Below are 17,410 nucleotides of genomic sequence, written 5' to 3' on the forward strand. Positions count from 1 at the left end.
CCATCCGCCTCGGGGCTCCGTCCGGTCTGGCCGACGCCTTATTCCGCTTCTTCGTCTGGATCAAGACGTCCAGAACTTCTCCTTCCGCCAAGATGGCGCGCGATGCCGGCGACCATTTTCGAAGGCGGATCTGCCGAAGAACCTCCTTGATCACTGATCCCGTAATATCTCCTGGAGTATTTCCTCAACCGAGTGCGGCGAAATTCCGAGATCTTCAAATCCTGGCATCTCTGGCGACCACACAGTGTCGACCTGCATCAGCTCTACTTGATTGCGAGTGATGGGCGGACTCGGGAGCATTTCCGCGAACCACGCCAGCGTGCGCCAAACGGCAAATGGGACAGGAACGAACATAGGCTTAAGGCTGGCTTCGTGGGCAATGACCCTGAGCAATTCTTCATAAGAGTAGACGCGAGGTCCGCCAAACTCGAAGGTGATCGCGTTCACGTCCTTCCGATCCAGCGCCCTTGCGATTGCTTCCGCCACATCTTCCACATACGCGGGCTGCAGTCTCGTGCGACCGCGCCCGAACATCGGATAGATTGGAAGCCGGCCGAGGAGTTTGAGGATGGAGGTGAGAAATGAATCGTCAGGTCCGAACATCACCGCCGGGCGAATGAGAATTGTATCTGCGAACGAGGCGCGAACCGCCAATTCGCCTTCGCCACGCTTGCGGATGTAAAGTGATGGTGAGCCGGCATCGGAGCCGATTCCTGAGACGTGCGCGAGCTGCTCAACTTGGGCTCGACGCGCTTGATCTGCTAATCGTTGAGCAGCCTCAACGTGCACGGAATGAAAAGTCTCGCGGCCATGCTCGACGTATAGGCTTACCGCATTCACAACGCCGTAAGCGCCAGCAAGCGCATCGGCGATTGACTGCTCATCGTGAATGTTGGCCTCGACCGAGCGAAGTTGCGGGTCATCAAAACCAAACAGCCTATGAGCCCGATCCGGATGCCTCGACGCAATCCGAACAAAAAACCCGGCCTTACGGAGGCGCCAAACGACACGGCGACCGAGAAACCCGGTTCCGCCGAACACGACAATGGAGCGCTCGTGCATGGTCGCCATGGCTCAAATTCGCCTGCTTACGTCGGAGCAGCCCAAGTGCGTATAGATAAGGTGGACGGCATCGCGCGCCAACTGCATGCGCCTTGCTTGGATCGGCATCTGCAAGCCTGCACAAGCCCGCAGAGGCGCCTCTGAAGCTGGGGAGTTTACGTCCGGCGCGCAGAGAGTAGTTCGCCTTACATACTGGTGCTTAGAGGGCTGCGCGTGCTCTAGAAAGCGCGCGGTGCGCTCGTCTCCTGGCGTAAGCTACGCACTGTCTATACCCGCGATGTCGTTGTGCACTTTGTCTCGCACCGATCCAAATCGTCTCGCACCGATCCAAATCTTTTCCGATCGGAGAGGGCCCTCCAAACATCGGAGGCCCGATGGATAGCGTCGCTTCGATGTTGATGCTAACCTTAGCGTGCAAGCCGTTTTCCGTCTGTGACCCGTACCGCGAAATGAGACAACGATCAAACTCCGAGTGGTTATTGGCCCTACGGGCAGGCGATCAGAGTCAGGCCGTTGCGCTGGCTGAGCTGCGTGAGCTCGTGCTCGGAGCGATCATCAAATTTCTCTCGCGAAATGAAACGCCCGGAGGTTCATCGCTCGGCCAAGATTTGCATCAAACGGCGGAGGACTGCGCCCAAGAGGCCATTATCCTCATCCAGTCGAAACTCGAACAATTTCGTGGCGAGAGCAAATTTACGACATGGGCCTATTCGATCGCTGTTCGCGTCACTCTTGGTGAGCTTCGACGGCGGCGCTGGCAGAAGGCGGCAGTGAATCGTGCGCGTCTTGGCGAAGATATGCCGGTCTGGCCGACTGATGCTCCAGAACCCGAGCGTAGTCTGGAACGGCGACAAGCGTGGGCTTTGTTGGTCCGCCTTATCGAGAGTTCTTTGACGCCACTCCAGCGAAAAGCGCTTGTCGCTCACGCTTTTCAGGGCATGCCGCTTGATCTTGTCGCCGAGTGGCTCGGCGGCAATCGCAATAGCATATACAAGCTTATTCATGATGCACGAAAACGCCTCAAGGCCGCGCTAATTTCCGAAGGCGTTACGCATCAGGATATCATAGCTACGTTCGACTCGCCCCAGCGCAAAACTTATCTCAGCGATGATGGTAAGATTTTCCCGTCTCAGAGCGTCTCAAATACGGTTGAGTCCGGAAGCTAGGAATGAAACAAAAGGAATTTGCCCGCCTGCTCGATACGATCTTCGCCGCCAAAAGCGGGGAGGAGATGTCGTGTACGGATTATTTCGATAGTCTACCGCGCTACGCCGAGTTGGAAGCCTCCGGCTTGGACGCCGCCGCCACCCTCCCCGAGGTTCGTCACCACATGCATCAATGTCCCGAATGCGAAGAGGTGTATCTCGGATTGCTGGCGCTTGTGCGCGCCGAAAAGGTGGCGGATCGCGGGTGAGCGGGCGCGATCGTCGCGGGGTTTATCGATCGAGTCAGCGGCGACAGAACGAATTTCGTCACGCTTTTCTTATATGATTTGAATTTCCTGCGGGAGGCATTTCTCCGAGCGAAAAAATCTCGCCTGTCGAGGTAAGATTCTCCGCGCCACGGCGTCTAAGTGACGTCCGAGCCGAAAAAGTTGGCTCGCTAAGGTCGGCAACAGGGAGAACGCAAGGCATGTCAAATCTCTATGAGCGCCTCGGGGGCGAGAACGCCGTTAATGCCGCAGTTGAGCTTTTTTATCGCAAGGTTCTCGCGGACGGTCGCATCGCGCAGTTTTTTGATGGCGTCGACATCGATCAGCAAATCGCCAAACAGAAATCATTCCTGACCATGGCGTTTGGGGGTCCAAATAATTACACGGGAGCCGACATGCGCAATGCGCACAAGCGTCTCGTTGCGAAGGGCCTCAATGATTCCCATGTCGACGCGGTAATCGAAAATCTGAACTACACGCTCCGTGACCTTGGCGTGCCGGAAAAAGAGGTTAAGGAAGTCGCAGCGATTGCAAATTCCGTTCGTGATGACGTATTGAACCGTTGATCCGATGCTGAAGTTCGAGGATCGTTCGGTCGAACTCAGGTCAGGTGAAACAGTGCTTGAAGCGCTGGAGCGCGCCGGCATCGACGCGCCTTCGTCGTGCCGGTCCGGCAATTGTCAGACTTGTCTGCATCGCGCGGTCGAAGGCGTTCCTCCGCCAGAGTCTCAAGTTGGATTGACAAAGGGTCAGAAGGCGCTCGGTTTTTTTCTGCCCTGTGTCTGTTTGCCGACGTCGCCGCTGACGATTGCGCGGCCGGACGACGTCGGAGCGCGTCGGGATGCAGTCATTCGCGCGATTGAGCCGCTCGCGCCGGATGTGATCCGACTGCGTGTCGATGCAGATGATTTTGCGTATCGGCCAGGTCAGTTCCTCGAACTTGTCGCGGATGGCGATTTAAGACGTCATTACTCGCTCGCGAGCCATCCCGAGGACGATCCATTTCTCGAGATGCATATCCGACTGCATGAAAATGGCCGAATGAGCCGACGGCTTGGAGAATTCAAGCCGGGCGACCGCTTGCATGTCGCGGGTCCGTCCGGGACATGCTTTTACGAAGGTGTTCACGAGGAGCAGCGCCTGCTGCTGATCGGCGCCGGGACGGGTCTCGCGCCACTCTATGGCGTGTTGCGAGATGCTCTGAAGCGGGGTCATCTCGGTCCAATCCGTCTTTACCACGGCGCACGCAGCCGTGATGGTCTCTATCTTGATGAAGAGCTGAAGGCACTGAGCCGGACGTGGGCGCATGTCGACTACCGACCATGCCTGCTTGATCCAAATGCTTCGGCTGGAGGAGACGTTGCGGCGACAGCCCTGCACGCCGAGCAAGACGTCAAGGACAGCGCAATTTTTCTGTGTGGCGGCGAAAATCTGGTGAAACGGTTGAAGCGTGATTTCTTCATGCGCGGAGTCAGCATGAAAAACATCCGATCGGATGCGTTCACGCCGTCGGGCTAACGTTTGGCGGATCGGTATGGGGCGAAGCAGCAGCTTCAGGATTGATGTATCCGTGACGCCGCGCGCAGGTTAGCAGGAGTGGATATTCGATCCGTGCCGCCATCGGCCTAATCGGGCGCCTTCGTGTATGGACGGACGCGGATGCGAGCGCCCGGCTGCGAAGGCGCATCGAAGAGGAAGGCGCCACGACCTGTGCATGTATCGCGGTCGTCGTGATGGACTGATCCCGCTTACATCGATTGGGCGACCTATAAAAAAACCAACGCCCACGATAGCCGCCAAGCTGGCGTGATCTGAGCGCATCCTGGTGCTTGGGAAGGCCGCGTGTTCGCGTTTTGCGGCTGCCATGCCTGCTTCGGGCGCTGCTTGACCGGCTATCGCTCTTGGGGCCGACCGCGTGAGCGAAAAAATTGTCGCTTCACGGTCATTAGTCAGATCGTCGCCGTTCTGAGTGGACGGTTTTCGTGCGCCGCGGGATCGCGGCATCTTTCGCCGCCGATATCATCATCCGCCTCAGGAACGGACTTCGTGTGGTCACCTCCCACCAGATCGATGGCCAGAGTCCGCCGAGCTCCGGGAGGCCGGATTTTCCGTGATCGGGATTCGCTGAGGGATTCTTTGCTCTCCATTACCTGCGCCCGCCACCGGTTGCATGGCGTTTCGTCCTATGGCCGCAGTCGTCGCCTAAAACCCTGCGGCCGCGACAATTTTCCCCTTTGCGCGAGCCGCGCCAATTCCTCGCGAGACAAAATTGCCGCGGTCTTCGGGTCCTTCGCTTTGCTTCGGCCTTGCGCCGTTCCGGCGCTTCGGTTCGGACGTCGCCTTTGCGGTCATCACGGACAGCCATCGCAACCGGGGCCGCCGCCCCAACGATGGAGAGCAAAATGAAGACTTTCGCAGAATTCCAGATCCTCGGCCGCATCGGCAAGGTTCGCGAAGTCGGGCAGACGACGCGCGTTTCGATCTGCGCCAACTACGCCTTCAAGGGCCGCAACGGCGAGACCAAGGACAAGCCATATTGGAACGAAATCACGATCTGGAGCGAGAGTGCCCGCAAATATGTCCGCGACTATGCGAAGCCTGGCGATCTCGTGGTGGCGCGCGGGACGCTGAAGCAGGGAAGCTTCGAGAAGGACGGGGAGAGGGTCTATACTGTCGACCTCAATTGCGACGACTTCTCAATCCTCGCTTCCGCCAAGATGGACAAGTCCGATAATGATGAAGGTGGCGCGGCGTCTGAGGCGCAGAAGAAGACCGCGAAGCGCTAGTGACGCGAACCGATCGGGGCGGCGCACGCCGCCGTCCCTGGTCGGGCTCGCATCTCGCATGGAGGTCGCCGAGTTTGTCCCGGACAAACTATCTAGGCTAGGCGTTGCCTTTGGCGTTCCTGAGAGCGCGACAAAATCTCTTCAACCAGTTTGCCCAGGACAAACTTTCATTGCTCCCCGCCGTTAGGTGGTCCGAATTTGCCAGGAGCAAACCTTTTGGACGCCAAATCTTAATCTCCAGATCTCTCTGAGAGGCGGGGTGAGTTTGCCTGGGGCAAGGAACGCCGCTTGACGGCTAGAGTTTGTCCTGGACAAACTTTTTTGGCGCCGGTTGCTCAGCGCAACGATTACAAACGCCCCGGTGGGCGCATATGGCGGCTTCCCTCTTTTACCCCTGTGAATTTTCGCAGTGGTTCTCCCTGGGTTGCCGGGCAAAAACTCCAGCATCGTAGCGATTCGAACCAACAGAACCACAGGACTTGCAATGAGGGCCGGCAATCGTGATCGTCGTGACGACCGAGCGGCCTCATGAAGGCGCTCGTCGTGAACAATGAGAAGGGTGGTGTCGGCAAGAGCACGATCGCCGTGCATCTCGCTTGGTATTTTGCAGAGCGCGGCAAACGCGTTCTCTTCCTCGACCTCGATCCTCAGAGCAATGGCACAACGACGCTTGCGGCGCACGCTGTTGGGATCGACGCCGCTGCGCTCTTTGTGCGTCCGGTCGCCATTCCACCGATGGCGAGCGCTGGCATTCGGGTCCTGGGCGGCAGCGCCGCCTTGCGCGGCATCGTCGCCGTAGACAGCAAGCTAATCGAACAATTCCGATCCAATATTAAAGATGCGTCGCGCGCCTATGACATTGCGGTCATCGACACGCCGCCGACCTTCGGCGTACGTAATCTCGCGGCGCTAATCGTCGGGCAGTTTGTGTTGGCGCCGATCGATCTCGACGACTACGCCATCGACGGCATTGAAACGCTGCTGAAGCACATCCTCGGCGTGAAGCAGAAATACAATTCCGACCTCGAGTTTCTCGGACTGATCCCGAACCGCTTGCAGACGACCTCGCCGCGCCAGCGGGAGAATTTAAAGAGCCTCATCCAGAGATTTGGCACGAAATACCTGTTCGACGGCGTAATCCCGCAACGCTCGTCAATTGGAGAGGCGTTGGCGGAGAAGAAGCCCGTTTGGAGACTATCGAAGACCGCGGCTCGCGAGGCCGGCCGCGAGATGCGCGCCGTGTTCGACAAGCTCGCAATCAGGATGGAGACGGCATGAGCTACGCCCGCAAACTCGACGATGTCGCGCTGCTGCTGGACGAACTCGAGGGCCTCGAAGCCCCCGCCTCGAGTGGCAAGCCTCTGGAAATTCCGCTTTCGTCGATCGAGGAGGACCCGGACCAGCCGCGGCGTGCTTTCGACGCCAATACGCTGGAGGAGCTCGCGGCCTCAATCCGGGAACGCGGCGTTCTTCAGCCGATCGGCGTTACTCCAGCGGGTCCCAAGGGAATGCACCGGATCGTCTTCGGGGCGCGGCGTTTTCGAGCGGCACAACTCGCTGGCCGCGCGACGATCGCGGCGTTCATTCATTCGGAAGAAGTCAGCGACCCTTATGACCAGATGATCGAGAATATCCAGCGTGACGATCTTTCAGCCGCGGATATCGCGGGATTCATTGCCTTTCGCCTTGCGGCTGGTGAGAAGCAGAAAGATATTGCGCTACGGCTTGGCAAGGACAAGAGCTATATCGCCATGTATGCGTCGGTCGCGCAAATGGCGCCCGTGCTGCGGGAGCGGTTGACGACCTCGCCGATCCGCGCCGTTTATGAATTGCATCAGATGTGGAAAAGGTCTCCGCAGGCCGTCGAGGCGTTTTGCGCGGAACATGACTCCTTCACCCGCGTACAAGTGATCGCATTTAGTCAAGGCCTGAGCGCTCGGCCGTCGCGAATGGATAATTCGTCGCTGAGTGAAGCGACGAATGGCGCCGCCGTTTCGCATGGGGACAATGAAAGCGGCGAGCTCGTTCGGCTCGATCCGTCCCGAAACGCTCATGACGGTGCATCACGGTCAAGGCGACCCGCTCGAAGCTACGTGTCGTCCGAAGGATTGGCCATGATGCTGCGCGTTGAGCATGGCCGGCGTTCCGGGCAGCTGATTTTGGATCGCGGATCGAGCAAGGGCGAAGCGCACGGTTTGGTCTGCTTCGACGACGACTTCACAGTCGAGGACTTGCCTCTCGCCGCATTGAAGCTCGTTGGGCTGAAGACGGGCCTCTCCAGCACGTGAGGGCAAGCAGGCGATAGGGCCGCGCGCCATGTAGCGGCCTTTCCATCCCGAAGGGACGAAGCGAAGCGGAGCGCCCGGAGGCCGAACGCGCTCATCAAATAGCGCCGTAGCGAGGCCGGAGGGTGTGGGAAAGGCACGCGGAAAAGGGAAGGGGACTGCTGCCATCGTCTCAATCTTATGCCGCCGAGAATCATGGGGGTCAGACGAAGAGTTCGCCGCAAGGCTGGGATAAGCAATCGGAATCGAGCGCTGAAACATGAAAGTTGAGCGCAACGTATTTTTCGAGGGCGAGTGCAGGATAGGCTTGCCGCCAGCCGTTTTTAAACACAACGCCCTCTGAGAGGACCAAGCTAACGCATGGCGTTTCTGGGATGTCATATCGACGACGCGCTCGCTAAAAAATTCACGGCGATGGCGGCGAATGAAGGGGGCAAATCCGCCTTGATGCGGCGCCTCGTCGAGCGCGCGGTCGGCGACGGAAGAGCACCGGTGCGTGCGACGATGCCGACAAGCGCGTCGCGCAAGGTGACCATCAGACTGAGCGAAAGCGAGCTGCGTCTTCTGGCGACCATCGCCGCGCAGCGCGGAATGAACCGCACGCAATGGATCGCATCGCTGGTGCGGGCGCGGATCGGCTTCTCGGTGCAACAGACGCATGACGAACGCCAGGCGCTGCGGGCGGTGGCGCGCGAACTTAATCGCATCGGCGGCAACATCAATCAAATCGCCCATGCCGCCAATCTCGATCGGCTGATCGGACGCGCGGTGAAAATCGAGGTCGACGCAATTCGGGAGGCCTCGGCGTGCATCGAGAGCGCGCTCGTTGAGCTGCGCGCGGCGCTGAAGCGGAACGCCGATTATTGGGAAGGCCGTTGATGAGGCATGGAGGAGATCGCGACCTCGAGCTGCCGCCGATCTCCTATGTCTGGCAAACTCCCGTACGAAAGCCGAAGCGCGCCAAGTGCGATATTCCCGATCCCGTCGATCCCAAGAAGCTCACACCCGCCATGCGGGCCAAGTTACAGCGGATCGTGAAAAAGGCGCCGGAGGTGATGGTCAAGATCACCGGCAAGACCAAGACCGTCGGCCATTTGAAATCGCATCTCGAATACATCACCCGCAACGGCGAGTTGACGGCCGAAACGGAAACCGGCGCGGTGATGGACGGCCGGCAGGGCTTACGCGATATTCAGGGGCACTGGACCGATGACGCGGAACTAGATAGCAGTCGACGTCGGGACGGGCCTTTGTCTCATAACATCATCCTATCGATGCCGCCTGGAACCGACCCGATCGCCGTGAAGGAAGCGGTCCGCGCCTTCGCGATCGAAACCTTCGGCGGCCAGCATGATTATGTCTTCGTGCAACATCTCGACGACGAACATCCGCACGTCCACCTTACCGTGCGCTCTCTCGGCTACGACGGGAGGCGACTCAATCCTCGCAAGGCCGATCTCGCGACATGGCGCGAGCATTTCGCCGGCGAATTGCGATTGCGCGGTGTCGAGGCGGAGGCGACGCCGCGCCGCGCTCGCGGCAAGGTCAAGAAAGCCGAGCACGGGGTCATTCGCGTGATCAGGGAGCGCAGCGAGCAGCCGCGGGTGGAACGGCTGGCGCGCGAGGAAATAATCCGGGAAGCGCGTGCAGGCAAGAGCTCGCAGCGTCCCTGGGAGAGGAAAACACGCGACCGGCAGGCGGCGATTCGCGAAACATACGGGAAGCAGGCGGAGGAGCTCGATCAATCCCGCGATCCTGGCGACCACGAGCTTGCAAAACAGCTGCGGCGGTTCGTCTCTGAAATGAGGGCGCCTGAAACGAAGCGCGATCAATTGAGAAGGGAGCTTATGGATAGCCTCGCGCGTCGCGGCGCCCGATCGCCTTCGAGGGGCAAGGAGAGAGGCGGCGCCGATGACGATCGCTGATCAGGCAGAGTTTCCTCCTGCGCTTTCGTTTGGAATCGTGAGGGGCGGCGACATTGGAAAGACGGTCGTTCCCGTCGACGGGTCAGGGCTCGCGTAGCGAGTAGCTCGTGCTGCGGCCGCCCGCGGCGTCCTTGACCAGGATGTCGCGCCGCAGCAGGTCGTCAATATCGCGGAGCGCGGTATCTTGTGAGCATTTGGCGAGCTTCGCCCATTTCGAGGATGTGAGCTTGCCCTCGAATCCATTCAGCAGCCGATTGATGATGGCGCGTTGACGGTCATTGAGCCGCTCTCCGGCTTGGGCGTCCCAGAAGCGTGCTTTTCGCAAGACGGTAGCCAGGATTGTCTTCGCCGCGTCGAAGGCTCGGTCCGGTCCAAGCACTTAAGGAACCATTCGAGCCAGGCGGTAATGTCGAGGTCACCTTTCTGTGTCGCCTGCAGCATGTCGTAATAGGCGTTCCGTTCTAAGCGGATTTGCGCGGACATGCTGTAGAAGCGCTGCGGATTTTCCTCGGAACGCTCGAGCGCGAGATCGGCGACGGCGCGGGCGATTCGGCCGTTGCCATCCTCGAAGGGATGGATGGTGACGAACCACAGATGCGCGATGCCAGCTTTGATGACGGGGTCGATTGCGACGTCGGCCTCGAACCAATCGAGGAAGACGCGCATCTCTTTCTCGAGCCTTTCTGCGTCGGGCGCCTCGAAATGCACATGCTCGCGCCCGATCGGTCCCGAGACGCTTTGGTGCGCCATGCGCCCACGGTGATCTTGCGCATTCCGCTGCGGCCAGTCGGAAACAGCGCGGCATGCCAGGCGAACAGCCGCTCATTGGTCAGGGGCGTCGTATAATTCTGGGTCGCGTCGAGCATCATATCGACGACGCCTTCGACGTTGCGATCGGCCGGCACAAGCCCAGCGACGTCCATGCCGAGACGACGCGCGAGGGACGAGCGCACCTGTTCCTTGTCGAGCAGTTCGCCTTCGATCTCGCTGGATTTCAGGACTTCTTCAGTGAGAGTTTGAAGGACCGCTTCCGCGCGCAGCCGAAAGCCGAGCGCCTCCATGCGTCCAATCAGCCGTCCCTGTCGATGGCGGACGGAAGCGAGGCGGTCCGCCAAGCGTTCCAGGCTCCAGCTGAAGGCGGGCCCGTCCTTGCGTTCATGAATGTAAGTCATATTCACCGCATCATATGCGGTGATTATGACGCCTATTCGCCGCAAACTGCAAGCATTATCGCCGCATGAAATGCGGCGATAATGCTTGCAAACGCATCGCAGGCTCCGACGCGGGCCGGGAACGCCAGCGGCGTTCGCAGGCGACGACGAACATGCAGCGCGGATAGAAAGCCTCGGGGAGGCCTATCGACGACGAGACCAAGGAGCGCGGTGTTTCGAGCGCGCCGTTGGTCGCAGCCTTACGCAGCATGATGAGTTGGCGCCAGCGTCAGCTTGAGGCCGAGCGCTTTGATGACTTTCAACACGGTCGCCAATTCAGGATTGCCGTCGGCGCTGAGTGCCTTGTAAAGGCTCTCCCGCGACAGGCCTGCGTCTTGGGCAATTCGTGACACGCCTTTTGCGCGAGCGATCACGCCGAACGCATGGGCGATGATCGCGGGATCGTCGCTTTCCAGCGCATCCTCCAAATAGGCCTCGACCGATTCAGGGTTGTCGAGATATTCCGCGCTGTCGAGCGGCGATATTTTTGCAGCCATCGTCACTCATTCTTCGACTCAGCGGCCAGCGACTTCGCTTCCGCTATGTCCCGATCCTGGCTTCCCTTGTCTCTGCCGCAGAGCAAGACCACGACCGCCTTTTCCCGACGCACGAGATAGACCCTGTAGCCCGGACCAAAGTGTATCCGCAGTTCGCTCACGCCTTCGCCGACAGGCGAGGGCCATAGCCGTCACGGTGTCCACGAGGATTGATCCGCGGGGAGATCACGAAGCGGATCGAGCGCCGCGACTCTCGTCGTTGCTTCGATATTCCAGCGCCACAGGACCAGGTTGAAACCGGCGGCCTGAACCGAGGGGACGCGAATCCCATCGACATTTTCTCTCAGCAAGCGTTCAGCGATCGACCATGTCGGAGGCGCCCGCTTCTCGACAAAGGCGATATGTTTCCATGGCGCGCGCAAGGCCGCGGTGTCGATGCCCAATATCTGAAGGGTTCGCGCGTCGGCGAGGTCGGCGATCCGCTCGCTTTGTACGTCGTAAGCGCAGAGGGTTCCCGGTCGGATGCCGAGATCCTGCTCATATTCGGCGACCGCCGTCGAAAACTCTTCCGACATATAGAGAGCCGGCATGCCGGGAGAATTGAACCGTCCGCCGCGCAATGCCTCTCCGGCGCCGTTCAAGGGGTCATGCGCCCATTTGGGCGGGAGCATTCGCCAATAGCGGCGAGCGACCGGAATCGTCCGCACGCGCTTGGCCGTCACGCGTAGGCGCCCTCGCGCAAGAGGTCGAGATGAGTGAGAACGGCGTCGCTGTGGCCGGTGGCGACCAGTTCCTCGGCGGTTCGTCCATCGAAACCCGCCAATGGTTGGTGTTTGAACCAGACGATCGCGCGGCCCTGTTCGCCGCCGAGAAGTTCGGTTGCAGTGGTAATAATACGGGCGATGTCGCCGAGGCGTTCTTGCACCACCGGCGAATCGGGATGTTGGGCGAGGGTGTTGCGGTGGACCTTGGCCAAGCGGGCGATCTTGGCGAGCGGCACATGCAGAGCCTCGCTCACGCGCTGCGGCGAAATGAAGCCGCCGCGCCGGTCAGTCACTTGGTCAAGGAAGGCGCTGAGCATCCCAGAACGGTCCTTTGTGCATGAGATAGGCGATATATGCATATATCAGGCCCCAAATTCAAGGCCGTCAACGATTCCTGCCGCGCTGCTCGGCGCGATCTGCCTCGCGAGTCCTTTTGGCGGCCTTGCTCATTGGTTCACGCGATGGCGAGCCTTTTCCCTCGATTATTTCCGCTCGGTCAAAGCGAGCCCCGCGACGGCGATGGTGCGCCATGCGCTCGCGCGCGGCGTCGTGAACGCGCTTGCGCGCTTGCGCGTCTTTCGGAAAGGCCGCGAGGGCCACCCGCTCGATGACGGCGAGGTGAGAGCGCGCATTCCGGTCGTTGCTTCCAATCGCGCGATCACGCCCCGTTGGCTCCGACGACGAGCGCCGCATACGCTGTGATCCTGCATTCGCCCTGTCCCGCGCGAAGCTGGGCGCCTTATCACTGCGTTCGAATCCGCCGCCCATTTTTGCGAGCGCCGCGCTATCGATCTCCGTCGGCTTGTAGCCCTTCGCCTCGATCCCGCGCGCAGATGCGGCGAGCCAGGCCTCGCGCCGGAATTCCGCCGAGCCCGTCAGTTCAATCCTTTCCCAGCCGCGATGCGCAGCGATGGCGACGAGGTCGCGAACGATTTCGATGCTGGCGACCTGGGTGACGAGGCGGTCGCGCCCGGCCTTCGCCACCAGATATTCGCCTGATCTGTCCGCGTAGATTTTGATTTTCTCGACGCCGGCATCGAGGACGTAATATTTGCGTCGCAGATGCTCGGGTAGCGGATCGAATTCGGTGGCGGCGCGCCAATTCGAACTGCGGCGCTGATCCTCGTCGCGCTCAGCCCATCCTTCGCCGCCGCCGTCTCCCGCGGCTTGCTTCATCTCGAATGCGCGGCTCCCGTCTTTTTTATTCTCAGCCACGGCTCATCTCCCGCGTTCGTTTGCGCCGCTGGCCGCGTCCGGACGAGCCCTTGACCTGCGCATCCTCAGCCTCATCTGGCTGAGAAGCTCCCGAATTCGCGCTCGCCTCGGCCGCTTCAACAGGCTCGTCATAGAGCGCCGCGCCGTCGATATAGCCAGACACCCAGGCGCTGAGCGCTTCTTCCGAGATATTCTCCAAATCGAGCGGGACGTCGGACAAGCTCGTCAGCGCGTCCGCGGGGATGGAGGCCGGATCGTCGATCTCCTCCTCAGTCAGCGGCCGACGAATGACGATGGCGCGCAATTCCGCGACGTCCTGCCTCAATTGCAAAAGCTGGGTGGCGAGCGCCGCATGCGTGGGCGCCGACATCGGTTCGATGACGGGAGGGGACGCCAGCCGCGCGATGAAACGGCGATCTTCATGATAGACGAGCTTGTCGGCGAGGATCGGCCGCATGCCGGCCATGAGCACGAAGGCCTTGCTCTTGGGAACGAGTTTCAGTTCCTGCGGCAACAGTAGGGGACGCCGGTGATCCGAGACGGTTTCGGAGCGGGAGCGGTTGGAAAAGCCCGAAGGCCGCGAGCGGCTCTTCGCCTCGACAGTCTGCGTGCCGAACCGTTCCGAGAGCTCCACGGCGACATCGTGCTCCTTTGGCGTGAAGACGATCTCGACGGCGTGGTTGGTCAAGAAATTCTTGGCTTCGTCCGCGCCATAGATCGCTCGCAATTGCGACGGGCTCTGCAAGATCGTCAGGAGTCTTATGCCGTAGCCGGCGATGAAGGCGACGCTTTTCGCCAGCACGCCGACATGGCCGAGAGAGGGGAATTCGTCGAGAAGCAGCAAAAGCTGGCGCGAGTGCGCGGGATTATGCTCGGGCAGCTCTCTAGCGTTGAGATCGACCACTTGCTGGAAGAAGAGGTTGAGGAGCGGCGCCAGCCGGTCGAGATTGTCGGGCGTAACCGCGAGATAGATCGAGATCGCCTCGGAGCGCAATTTGCTTAAATCGAAATCGCTCGCCGAGGTCGCCGCGTCGATGCGCGGATTGAGCCAAAGCCCGAGGCGCGCAGTGACGGTTTTGCGCACCGATTGCAGCGTGTTTTCCGAAGCGGCTAGAAAATCGTTGAGCGCCGCGACGCAGGGCGCCGAGAGTCGCTCTGGGCTCGCCGCTCGCGCCTTCATGACGTTCTCGAAATGCGCCTTCACATCGGCCACCGCAGTGAGCTGGCGCAGGATTTCGCCTATGGTGAAGGGCAGTTGCGGCGTCTCGGCGATGTAGCCGCCGATGGCGATGAAGGCCGATCGCGCGGCCTCCGTCCAGAACGGATCGCCGCGCGGATCGGGCGGAAACAGCATGCCGGCGATTCTCTGTAGATCGTCGTAAAGATCGGCCGGATCGCGGCGCACGGCGGAGAGCGGATTATAGCGCGCCGTGCGGCCCCCGGGATCTATGGGATCGAAGAGACAAACCTTCTGACCATGCGCGGCGCGAAATCCAGCCGTCTTGACGAAATTCTCCTTCTTGATGTCGAGGACGACGACGCTGTCGGTCCAGGAGAGAAGATTGGGAATGACGACGCCGACGCCTTTGCCGGAGCGCGTCGGGGCGTAGACGATGACATGCTCCGCGCCGCCAAAGGTCAAGAGCTTGCCGTCCGTTTGTGCCAGCAACAGACCGCGCTTTTCGCGCAAGCCGGCCTGTTCGATCTCGCGCGCCGTGGCGAAACGCGCATCGCCATGCAGCGGCTGCGGCCGGGCGCGCAGGATCACGCCGAGAAGGCCGAAGGTCGCGATTGCGCCGGCGAGGAAACTGATGGTCAGCCAGCGGTCGAGGCGCTTGTCGCTCCCGAAATGCGGCGCGAGCGTCAAAATATCGAAGAGATGCAGGCCGCCGTCATGGGCGCTCAGGCCGAGCAGCAATACATTTGACGCAATGATGAGAACGGCCGCCGTGGCCAGCAACGCAAGGCCGGCCTGGAGCGCCAGTCTAGAACGCATTGCGGCGTTTGGCGTCCGGGTCATAATGGATTTCCGTGATGCGGTAGCGGCCATTGCTTCGATTCATCTGCACGACGACGTCGATGGTGAGATGGAGGAGCCGCCTGATGTCCTCGCGCGCGAGTTCGCGTCCCTCGGCGCTCTCCTTGACAAGGAGGGTCAGCTGTTCAAAGGCGAGCCGCGCGCTATCGGCATGGACCGTGGTGATCGAACCCGGATGACCTGAGTTGACATTTCGCAAAAAGTAGAAGGCCGTGCCGTCGCGCAGCTCCTGCAGAAGGATGCGATCGGGGCGCATGCGCAAAGCCGATTCCAGCAGTTCGCGCGGGCCGATCTTCGCGATGCCCGAGCCATCCTTGGCGTAGAGCAGGCGGACGTGATTAAGCTGCGGAATGGTGAGCTCCGCCGTGTCTTCGATCGTTAGAATTCGCTCATCGTCAGGGATCAGAGCGACGAGGCCCTTGGCGAGCGTCGTCTTGCCCGAACCTGTTGCGCCGGAAATCACAATATTACGACGGCTGGCGACGGCGCGTTCAAGGAAGGCGCGCCAATGGCAGGCATCTCTGAGACGGACGAGCTGTTCGTCGTCCTCGGAAAGCCCGTCACTCGCTTGGCGAACATCGGCAAAGAGCGAGCGGCGTTCGAATTCGTCGAGGGTCATCGTCGCCGCCGCAACCTTGCGAATCGTGAGGCTGACCGTGCCCGCAGGCACGGCTGGCGGAATGACAATCTGGCAGCGCTCGCCCATCGGCAGAACGGTCGAGACGATCGGATGGTCTACGGCGATGTCCTGGCGGGTGAAGGCCGCGGCGGCGGTCGCGAGATTCATCAAATGCGAAAAGCCAAGTCCCTTGCGCTCATAGCGCGTCCAACCCCGAGGGCGTTCTGTGAAGACTTCTCCCGGTCGGTTGACGACAATTTCGGTCAGTTCGGGATCGGCGAGGAGATCGGCGATCGGCTCGAGCAACCGCAGCAGCACGCGGCGCTCGGCCGACGGTTCGGCGCCATTCAGTCGGTCCAACGCAAGGCGCTCGTCGACAATGGCCGCTTCCTCGCCGCTCATGGTTTCGTGATCCGCTGGGGTCCGAGAACTCCACTGGAAATCGTGCGGTCGAGAAATTGCGTGCGGCCTTCGACGAGCCGCAGGCGATAGACGGAGGAAAAGTCGAGATCGCGGGCGACGAAGACCGAGACGAATTCGCCTTGGTTCTTATAGAGCGTCGGCGGAATGTTGATCGATTGTTGGGTAGCGATCACTGCCGCGCTCTGTCCGGAGTTCTGGATCGAATTCACTTGCACATTCGCCTCCGACAGCCGGGCGCCGGCGATTTGTCCGGCGTCGTTGACGATCGACAGCAATAGAGCGCCGCCGAAGCGCTCGAAGAAATGATTGTCGATCTCGCCGTCGAACCCGGAGCGCCCCAGAGCGTCGGTCGCCGGGCTGGAGAGCGCGACAGTCACTCCGGTTGGCGTCTTCGCCCGAGTCCACAGGACGAACATGCGCTTCGAGCCGCGTCGCAGAGTGCTGCGGTATTCGCCGACGATTTGCGTCCCCTTCTCCATCAACACGACTTGGCCGGAGTCGGACATGACGTCACGTTCAACAACACAGGACACGAACCCGGCCACGTCCGACGACATGGCGGTCTCCAAGACGCAGGGGATGGCGGTTCCCTGCGTCACCCTGAGATGACGATTGGGGAGGCGCGCGGCTCGCACGCCTTCGAGCGCGGTTGGCAGGAGGTTACTCGCGGGTTCGTTGCGAGCTTCAGGAGCGCCGGAACCGGTCGCGTAAATGGCCCCCGTCGACTCAAGGTCCACGCCGGGAGGCTGGCCCGTCGGCGCGCCGGATTTGACTTGTGGCGGCCGATTGAAGACGAGCACAGGCGCGCGTCGCGCGCTGTCTAAGAGTTCATCGGCCTTGGATCGCTCTGCGATTGCCGGGGTTGCGGCCGGAAGCGCGACCGGCTCCAGCCGAGCGACGGGCGGGTCGCGCGGACGTTCGAACGCATTCGCCACAGAAATCGTCGGCTTCTGTCGCGCCTCGGGCTCGGTTGGCGTGCGCCTCCAGCTCGCCCACAGCACGAGGCCGCAGAGCGTGACGAGGCCGACGACGCCCAAGCCCTTGCGCCATGGCAGTGGCGCGTCTCCAACGGACGACACCGGCGTGATGCGACGTTCCTGATCGAGCGGGCCGGCTGCCGGATCTTCATTCATTGCTTTCGTCCTTGAACGTG

The 17,410-nt window shown here is 60.8% G+C and carries 18 protein-coding genes and 2 pseudogenes; 9 read left to right on the plus strand and 11 right to left on the minus strand.

Going from position 1 to position 17,410, the window contains the following annotated elements:
- Positions 1 to 150 precede the first annotated feature (150 nt).
- Complete coding sequence (locus tag ACR65W_RS05565; RefSeq protein ID WP_434498133.1) at positions 151 to 1,071, minus strand: complex I NDUFA9 subunit family protein; 921 nt, start codon at positions 1,069 to 1,071, stop codon at positions 151 to 153.
- A gap of 365 nt (positions 1,072 to 1,436) precedes the next feature.
- Between ACR65W_RS05565 and ACR65W_RS05570 the strand changes: the two genes are divergently transcribed.
- From ACR65W_RS05570 to ACR65W_RS05610, 9 genes are all read left to right on the plus strand, one after another.
- On the plus strand, positions 1,437 to 2,228 hold the full coding sequence (locus tag ACR65W_RS05570) for an RNA polymerase sigma factor (RefSeq protein ID WP_434498132.1): 792 nt from the start codon (positions 1,437 to 1,439) through the stop codon (positions 2,226 to 2,228).
- A 2-nt stretch (positions 2,229 to 2,230) separates the two neighbouring features.
- On the plus strand, positions 2,231 to 2,476 hold the full coding sequence (locus ACR65W_RS05575) for a hypothetical protein (protein ID WP_196394656.1): 246 nt from the start codon (positions 2,231 to 2,233) through the stop codon (positions 2,474 to 2,476).
- A 218-nt stretch (positions 2,477 to 2,694) separates the two neighbouring features.
- Entirely contained in the window at positions 2,695 to 3,060 is a 366-nt protein-coding gene (locus tag ACR65W_RS05580; protein ID WP_124740550.1) for a group I truncated hemoglobin, read from the plus strand.
- 4 nt (positions 3,061 to 3,064) lie between these two features.
- Positions 3,065 to 4,012, plus strand: a complete 948-nt coding sequence (locus tag ACR65W_RS05585; RefSeq protein ID WP_434498131.1) for a 2Fe-2S iron-sulfur cluster-binding protein — start codon at positions 3,065 to 3,067, stop codon at positions 4,010 to 4,012.
- Between the two features lie 884 nt (positions 4,013 to 4,896).
- Positions 4,897 to 5,280 carry a single-stranded DNA-binding protein gene (locus ACR65W_RS05590; RefSeq protein ID WP_434498130.1) on the plus strand — a complete coding sequence of 128 codons (384 nt, stop codon included), beginning with the start codon at positions 4,897 to 4,899 and terminating at the stop codon, positions 5,278 to 5,280.
- Between the two features lie 528 nt (positions 5,281 to 5,808).
- Entirely contained in the window at positions 5,809 to 6,558 is a 750-nt protein-coding gene (locus tag ACR65W_RS05595) for a ParA family protein (protein WP_434498129.1), read from the plus strand.
- The gene (locus ACR65W_RS05600) at positions 6,555 to 7,568 is read left to right on the plus strand and encodes a ParB/RepB/Spo0J family partition protein (protein WP_434498128.1); all 1,014 of its coding nucleotides are present in this window, start codon (positions 6,555 to 6,557) and stop codon (positions 7,566 to 7,568) included. Before ACR65W_RS05595 ends, ACR65W_RS05600 begins: the two co-directional genes overlap by 4 nt.
- A 357-nt stretch (positions 7,569 to 7,925) precedes the next feature.
- Entirely contained in the window at positions 7,926 to 8,444 is a 519-nt protein-coding gene (locus tag ACR65W_RS05605; RefSeq protein WP_434498127.1) for a plasmid mobilization protein, read from the plus strand.
- Positions 8,444 to 9,490, plus strand: coding sequence for a relaxase/mobilization nuclease domain-containing protein (locus tag ACR65W_RS05610; protein ID WP_434498126.1), 1,047 nt, complete (start codon positions 8,444 to 8,446; stop codon positions 9,488 to 9,490). Before ACR65W_RS05605 ends, ACR65W_RS05610 begins: the two co-directional genes overlap by 1 nt.
- Positions 9,491 to 9,733: 243 nt before the next feature.
- On the opposite strand, the gene ACR65W_RS05615 is transcribed toward ACR65W_RS05610, so the two are convergent.
- From ACR65W_RS05615 to virB10, 10 genes and pseudogenes are all read right to left on the minus strand, one after another.
- On the minus strand, positions 9,734 to 10,240 hold the full coding sequence (locus tag ACR65W_RS05615) for a Fic family protein (RefSeq protein ID WP_434498125.1): 507 nt from the start codon (positions 10,238 to 10,240) through the stop codon (positions 9,734 to 9,736).
- 230 nt (positions 10,241 to 10,470) lie between these two features.
- Positions 10,471 to 10,662 (minus strand): annotated as a pseudogene (locus ACR65W_RS05620) (DUF4172 domain-containing protein); the annotation flags it as partial.
- Positions 10,663 to 10,901: 239 nt separating this feature from the next.
- Entirely contained in the window at positions 10,902 to 11,198 is a 297-nt protein-coding gene (locus tag ACR65W_RS05625; RefSeq protein WP_434498124.1) for an addiction module antidote protein, read from the minus strand.
- A gap of 2 nt (positions 11,199 to 11,200) precedes the next feature.
- Positions 11,201 to 11,374: pseudogene (locus ACR65W_RS05630) on the minus strand (type II toxin-antitoxin system RelE/ParE family toxin); the annotation flags it as partial.
- A 15-nt stretch (positions 11,375 to 11,389) separates the two neighbouring features.
- Positions 11,390 to 11,920, minus strand: a complete 531-nt coding sequence (locus tag ACR65W_RS05635) for an RES family NAD+ phosphorylase (RefSeq protein WP_434498123.1) — start codon at positions 11,918 to 11,920, stop codon at positions 11,390 to 11,392.
- Positions 11,917 to 12,279 (minus strand): DUF2384 domain-containing protein, encoded by a 363-nt coding sequence (locus tag ACR65W_RS05640; protein WP_434498122.1) that lies wholly within the window; start codon positions 12,277 to 12,279, stop codon positions 11,917 to 11,919. The genes ACR65W_RS05635 and ACR65W_RS05640 overlap by 4 nt, the downstream gene beginning before the upstream one ends.
- A 67-nt stretch (positions 12,280 to 12,346) precedes the next feature.
- Positions 12,347 to 13,177 (minus strand): LPD7 domain-containing protein, encoded by an 831-nt coding sequence (locus ACR65W_RS05645; protein WP_434498121.1) that lies wholly within the window; start codon positions 13,175 to 13,177, stop codon positions 12,347 to 12,349.
- Complete coding sequence (locus ACR65W_RS05650) at positions 13,170 to 15,197, minus strand: type IV secretory system conjugative DNA transfer family protein (protein ID WP_434498120.1); 2,028 nt, start codon at positions 15,195 to 15,197, stop codon at positions 13,170 to 13,172. The genes ACR65W_RS05645 and ACR65W_RS05650 overlap by 8 nt, the downstream gene beginning before the upstream one ends.
- On the minus strand, positions 15,163 to 16,236 hold the full coding sequence (virB11, locus tag ACR65W_RS05655; RefSeq protein WP_434498119.1) for a P-type DNA transfer ATPase VirB11: 1,074 nt from the start codon (positions 16,234 to 16,236) through the stop codon (positions 15,163 to 15,165). The genes ACR65W_RS05650 and virB11 overlap by 35 nt, the downstream gene beginning before the upstream one ends.
- Complete coding sequence (gene virB10 / locus ACR65W_RS05660; protein WP_434498118.1) at positions 16,233 to 17,390, minus strand: type IV secretion system protein VirB10; 1,158 nt, start codon at positions 17,388 to 17,390, stop codon at positions 16,233 to 16,235. The genes virB11 and virB10 overlap by 4 nt, the downstream gene beginning before the upstream one ends.
- Between the last annotated feature and the right edge of the window lie 20 nt (positions 17,391 to 17,410).

Source organism: Methylocystis sp., from assembly GCF_051062815.1.
Lineage (GTDB): Bacteria > Pseudomonadota > Alphaproteobacteria > Rhizobiales > Beijerinckiaceae > Methylocystis.

Bases quoted from the DNA above. Each gene is read 5' to 3' on its own strand.
- ACR65W_RS05580 (WP_124740550.1), top strand. From the start codon at position 2,695: ATGTCAAATCTCTATGAGCGCCTCGGGGGCGAGAACGCCGTTAATGCC.
- ACR65W_RS05625 (WP_434498124.1), bottom strand. From the start codon at position 11,198: ATGGCTGCAAAAATATCGCCGCTCGACAGCGCGGAATATCTCGACAAC.
- ACR65W_RS05615 (WP_434498125.1), bottom strand. From the start codon at position 10,240: ATGGCGCACCAAAGCGTCTCGGGACCGATCGGGCGCGAGCATGTGCAT.
- virB11 (WP_434498119.1), bottom strand. From the start codon at position 16,236: ATGAGCGGCGAGGAAGCGGCCATTGTCGACGAGCGCCTTGCGTTGGAC.
- virB10 (WP_434498118.1), bottom strand. From the start codon at position 17,390: ATGAATGAAGATCCGGCAGCCGGCCCGCTCGATCAGGAACGTCGCATC.
- ACR65W_RS05640 (WP_434498122.1), bottom strand. From the start codon at position 12,279: ATGCTCAGCGCCTTCCTTGACCAAGTGACTGACCGGCGCGGCGGCTTC.
- ACR65W_RS05570 (WP_434498132.1), top strand. From the start codon at position 1,437: ATGGATAGCGTCGCTTCGATGTTGATGCTAACCTTAGCGTGCAAGCCG.
- ACR65W_RS05650 (WP_434498120.1), bottom strand. From the start codon at position 15,197: ATGACCCGGACGCCAAACGCCGCAATGCGTTCTAGACTGGCGCTCCAG.
- ACR65W_RS05610 (WP_434498126.1), top strand. From the start codon at position 8,444: ATGAGGCATGGAGGAGATCGCGACCTCGAGCTGCCGCCGATCTCCTAT.
- ACR65W_RS05585 (WP_434498131.1), top strand. From the start codon at position 3,065: ATGCTGAAGTTCGAGGATCGTTCGGTCGAACTCAGGTCAGGTGAAACA.
- ACR65W_RS05565 (WP_434498133.1), bottom strand. From the start codon at position 1,071: ATGGCGACCATGCACGAGCGCTCCATTGTCGTGTTCGGCGGAACCGGG.
- ACR65W_RS05595 (WP_434498129.1), top strand. From the start codon at position 5,809: ATGAAGGCGCTCGTCGTGAACAATGAGAAGGGTGGTGTCGGCAAGAGC.
- ACR65W_RS05600 (WP_434498128.1), top strand. From the start codon at position 6,555: ATGAGCTACGCCCGCAAACTCGACGATGTCGCGCTGCTGCTGGACGAA.
- ACR65W_RS05590 (WP_434498130.1), top strand. From the start codon at position 4,897: ATGAAGACTTTCGCAGAATTCCAGATCCTCGGCCGCATCGGCAAGGTT.
- ACR65W_RS05575 (WP_196394656.1), top strand. From the start codon at position 2,231: ATGAAACAAAAGGAATTTGCCCGCCTGCTCGATACGATCTTCGCCGCC.
- ACR65W_RS05605 (WP_434498127.1), top strand. From the start codon at position 7,926: ATGGCGTTTCTGGGATGTCATATCGACGACGCGCTCGCTAAAAAATTC.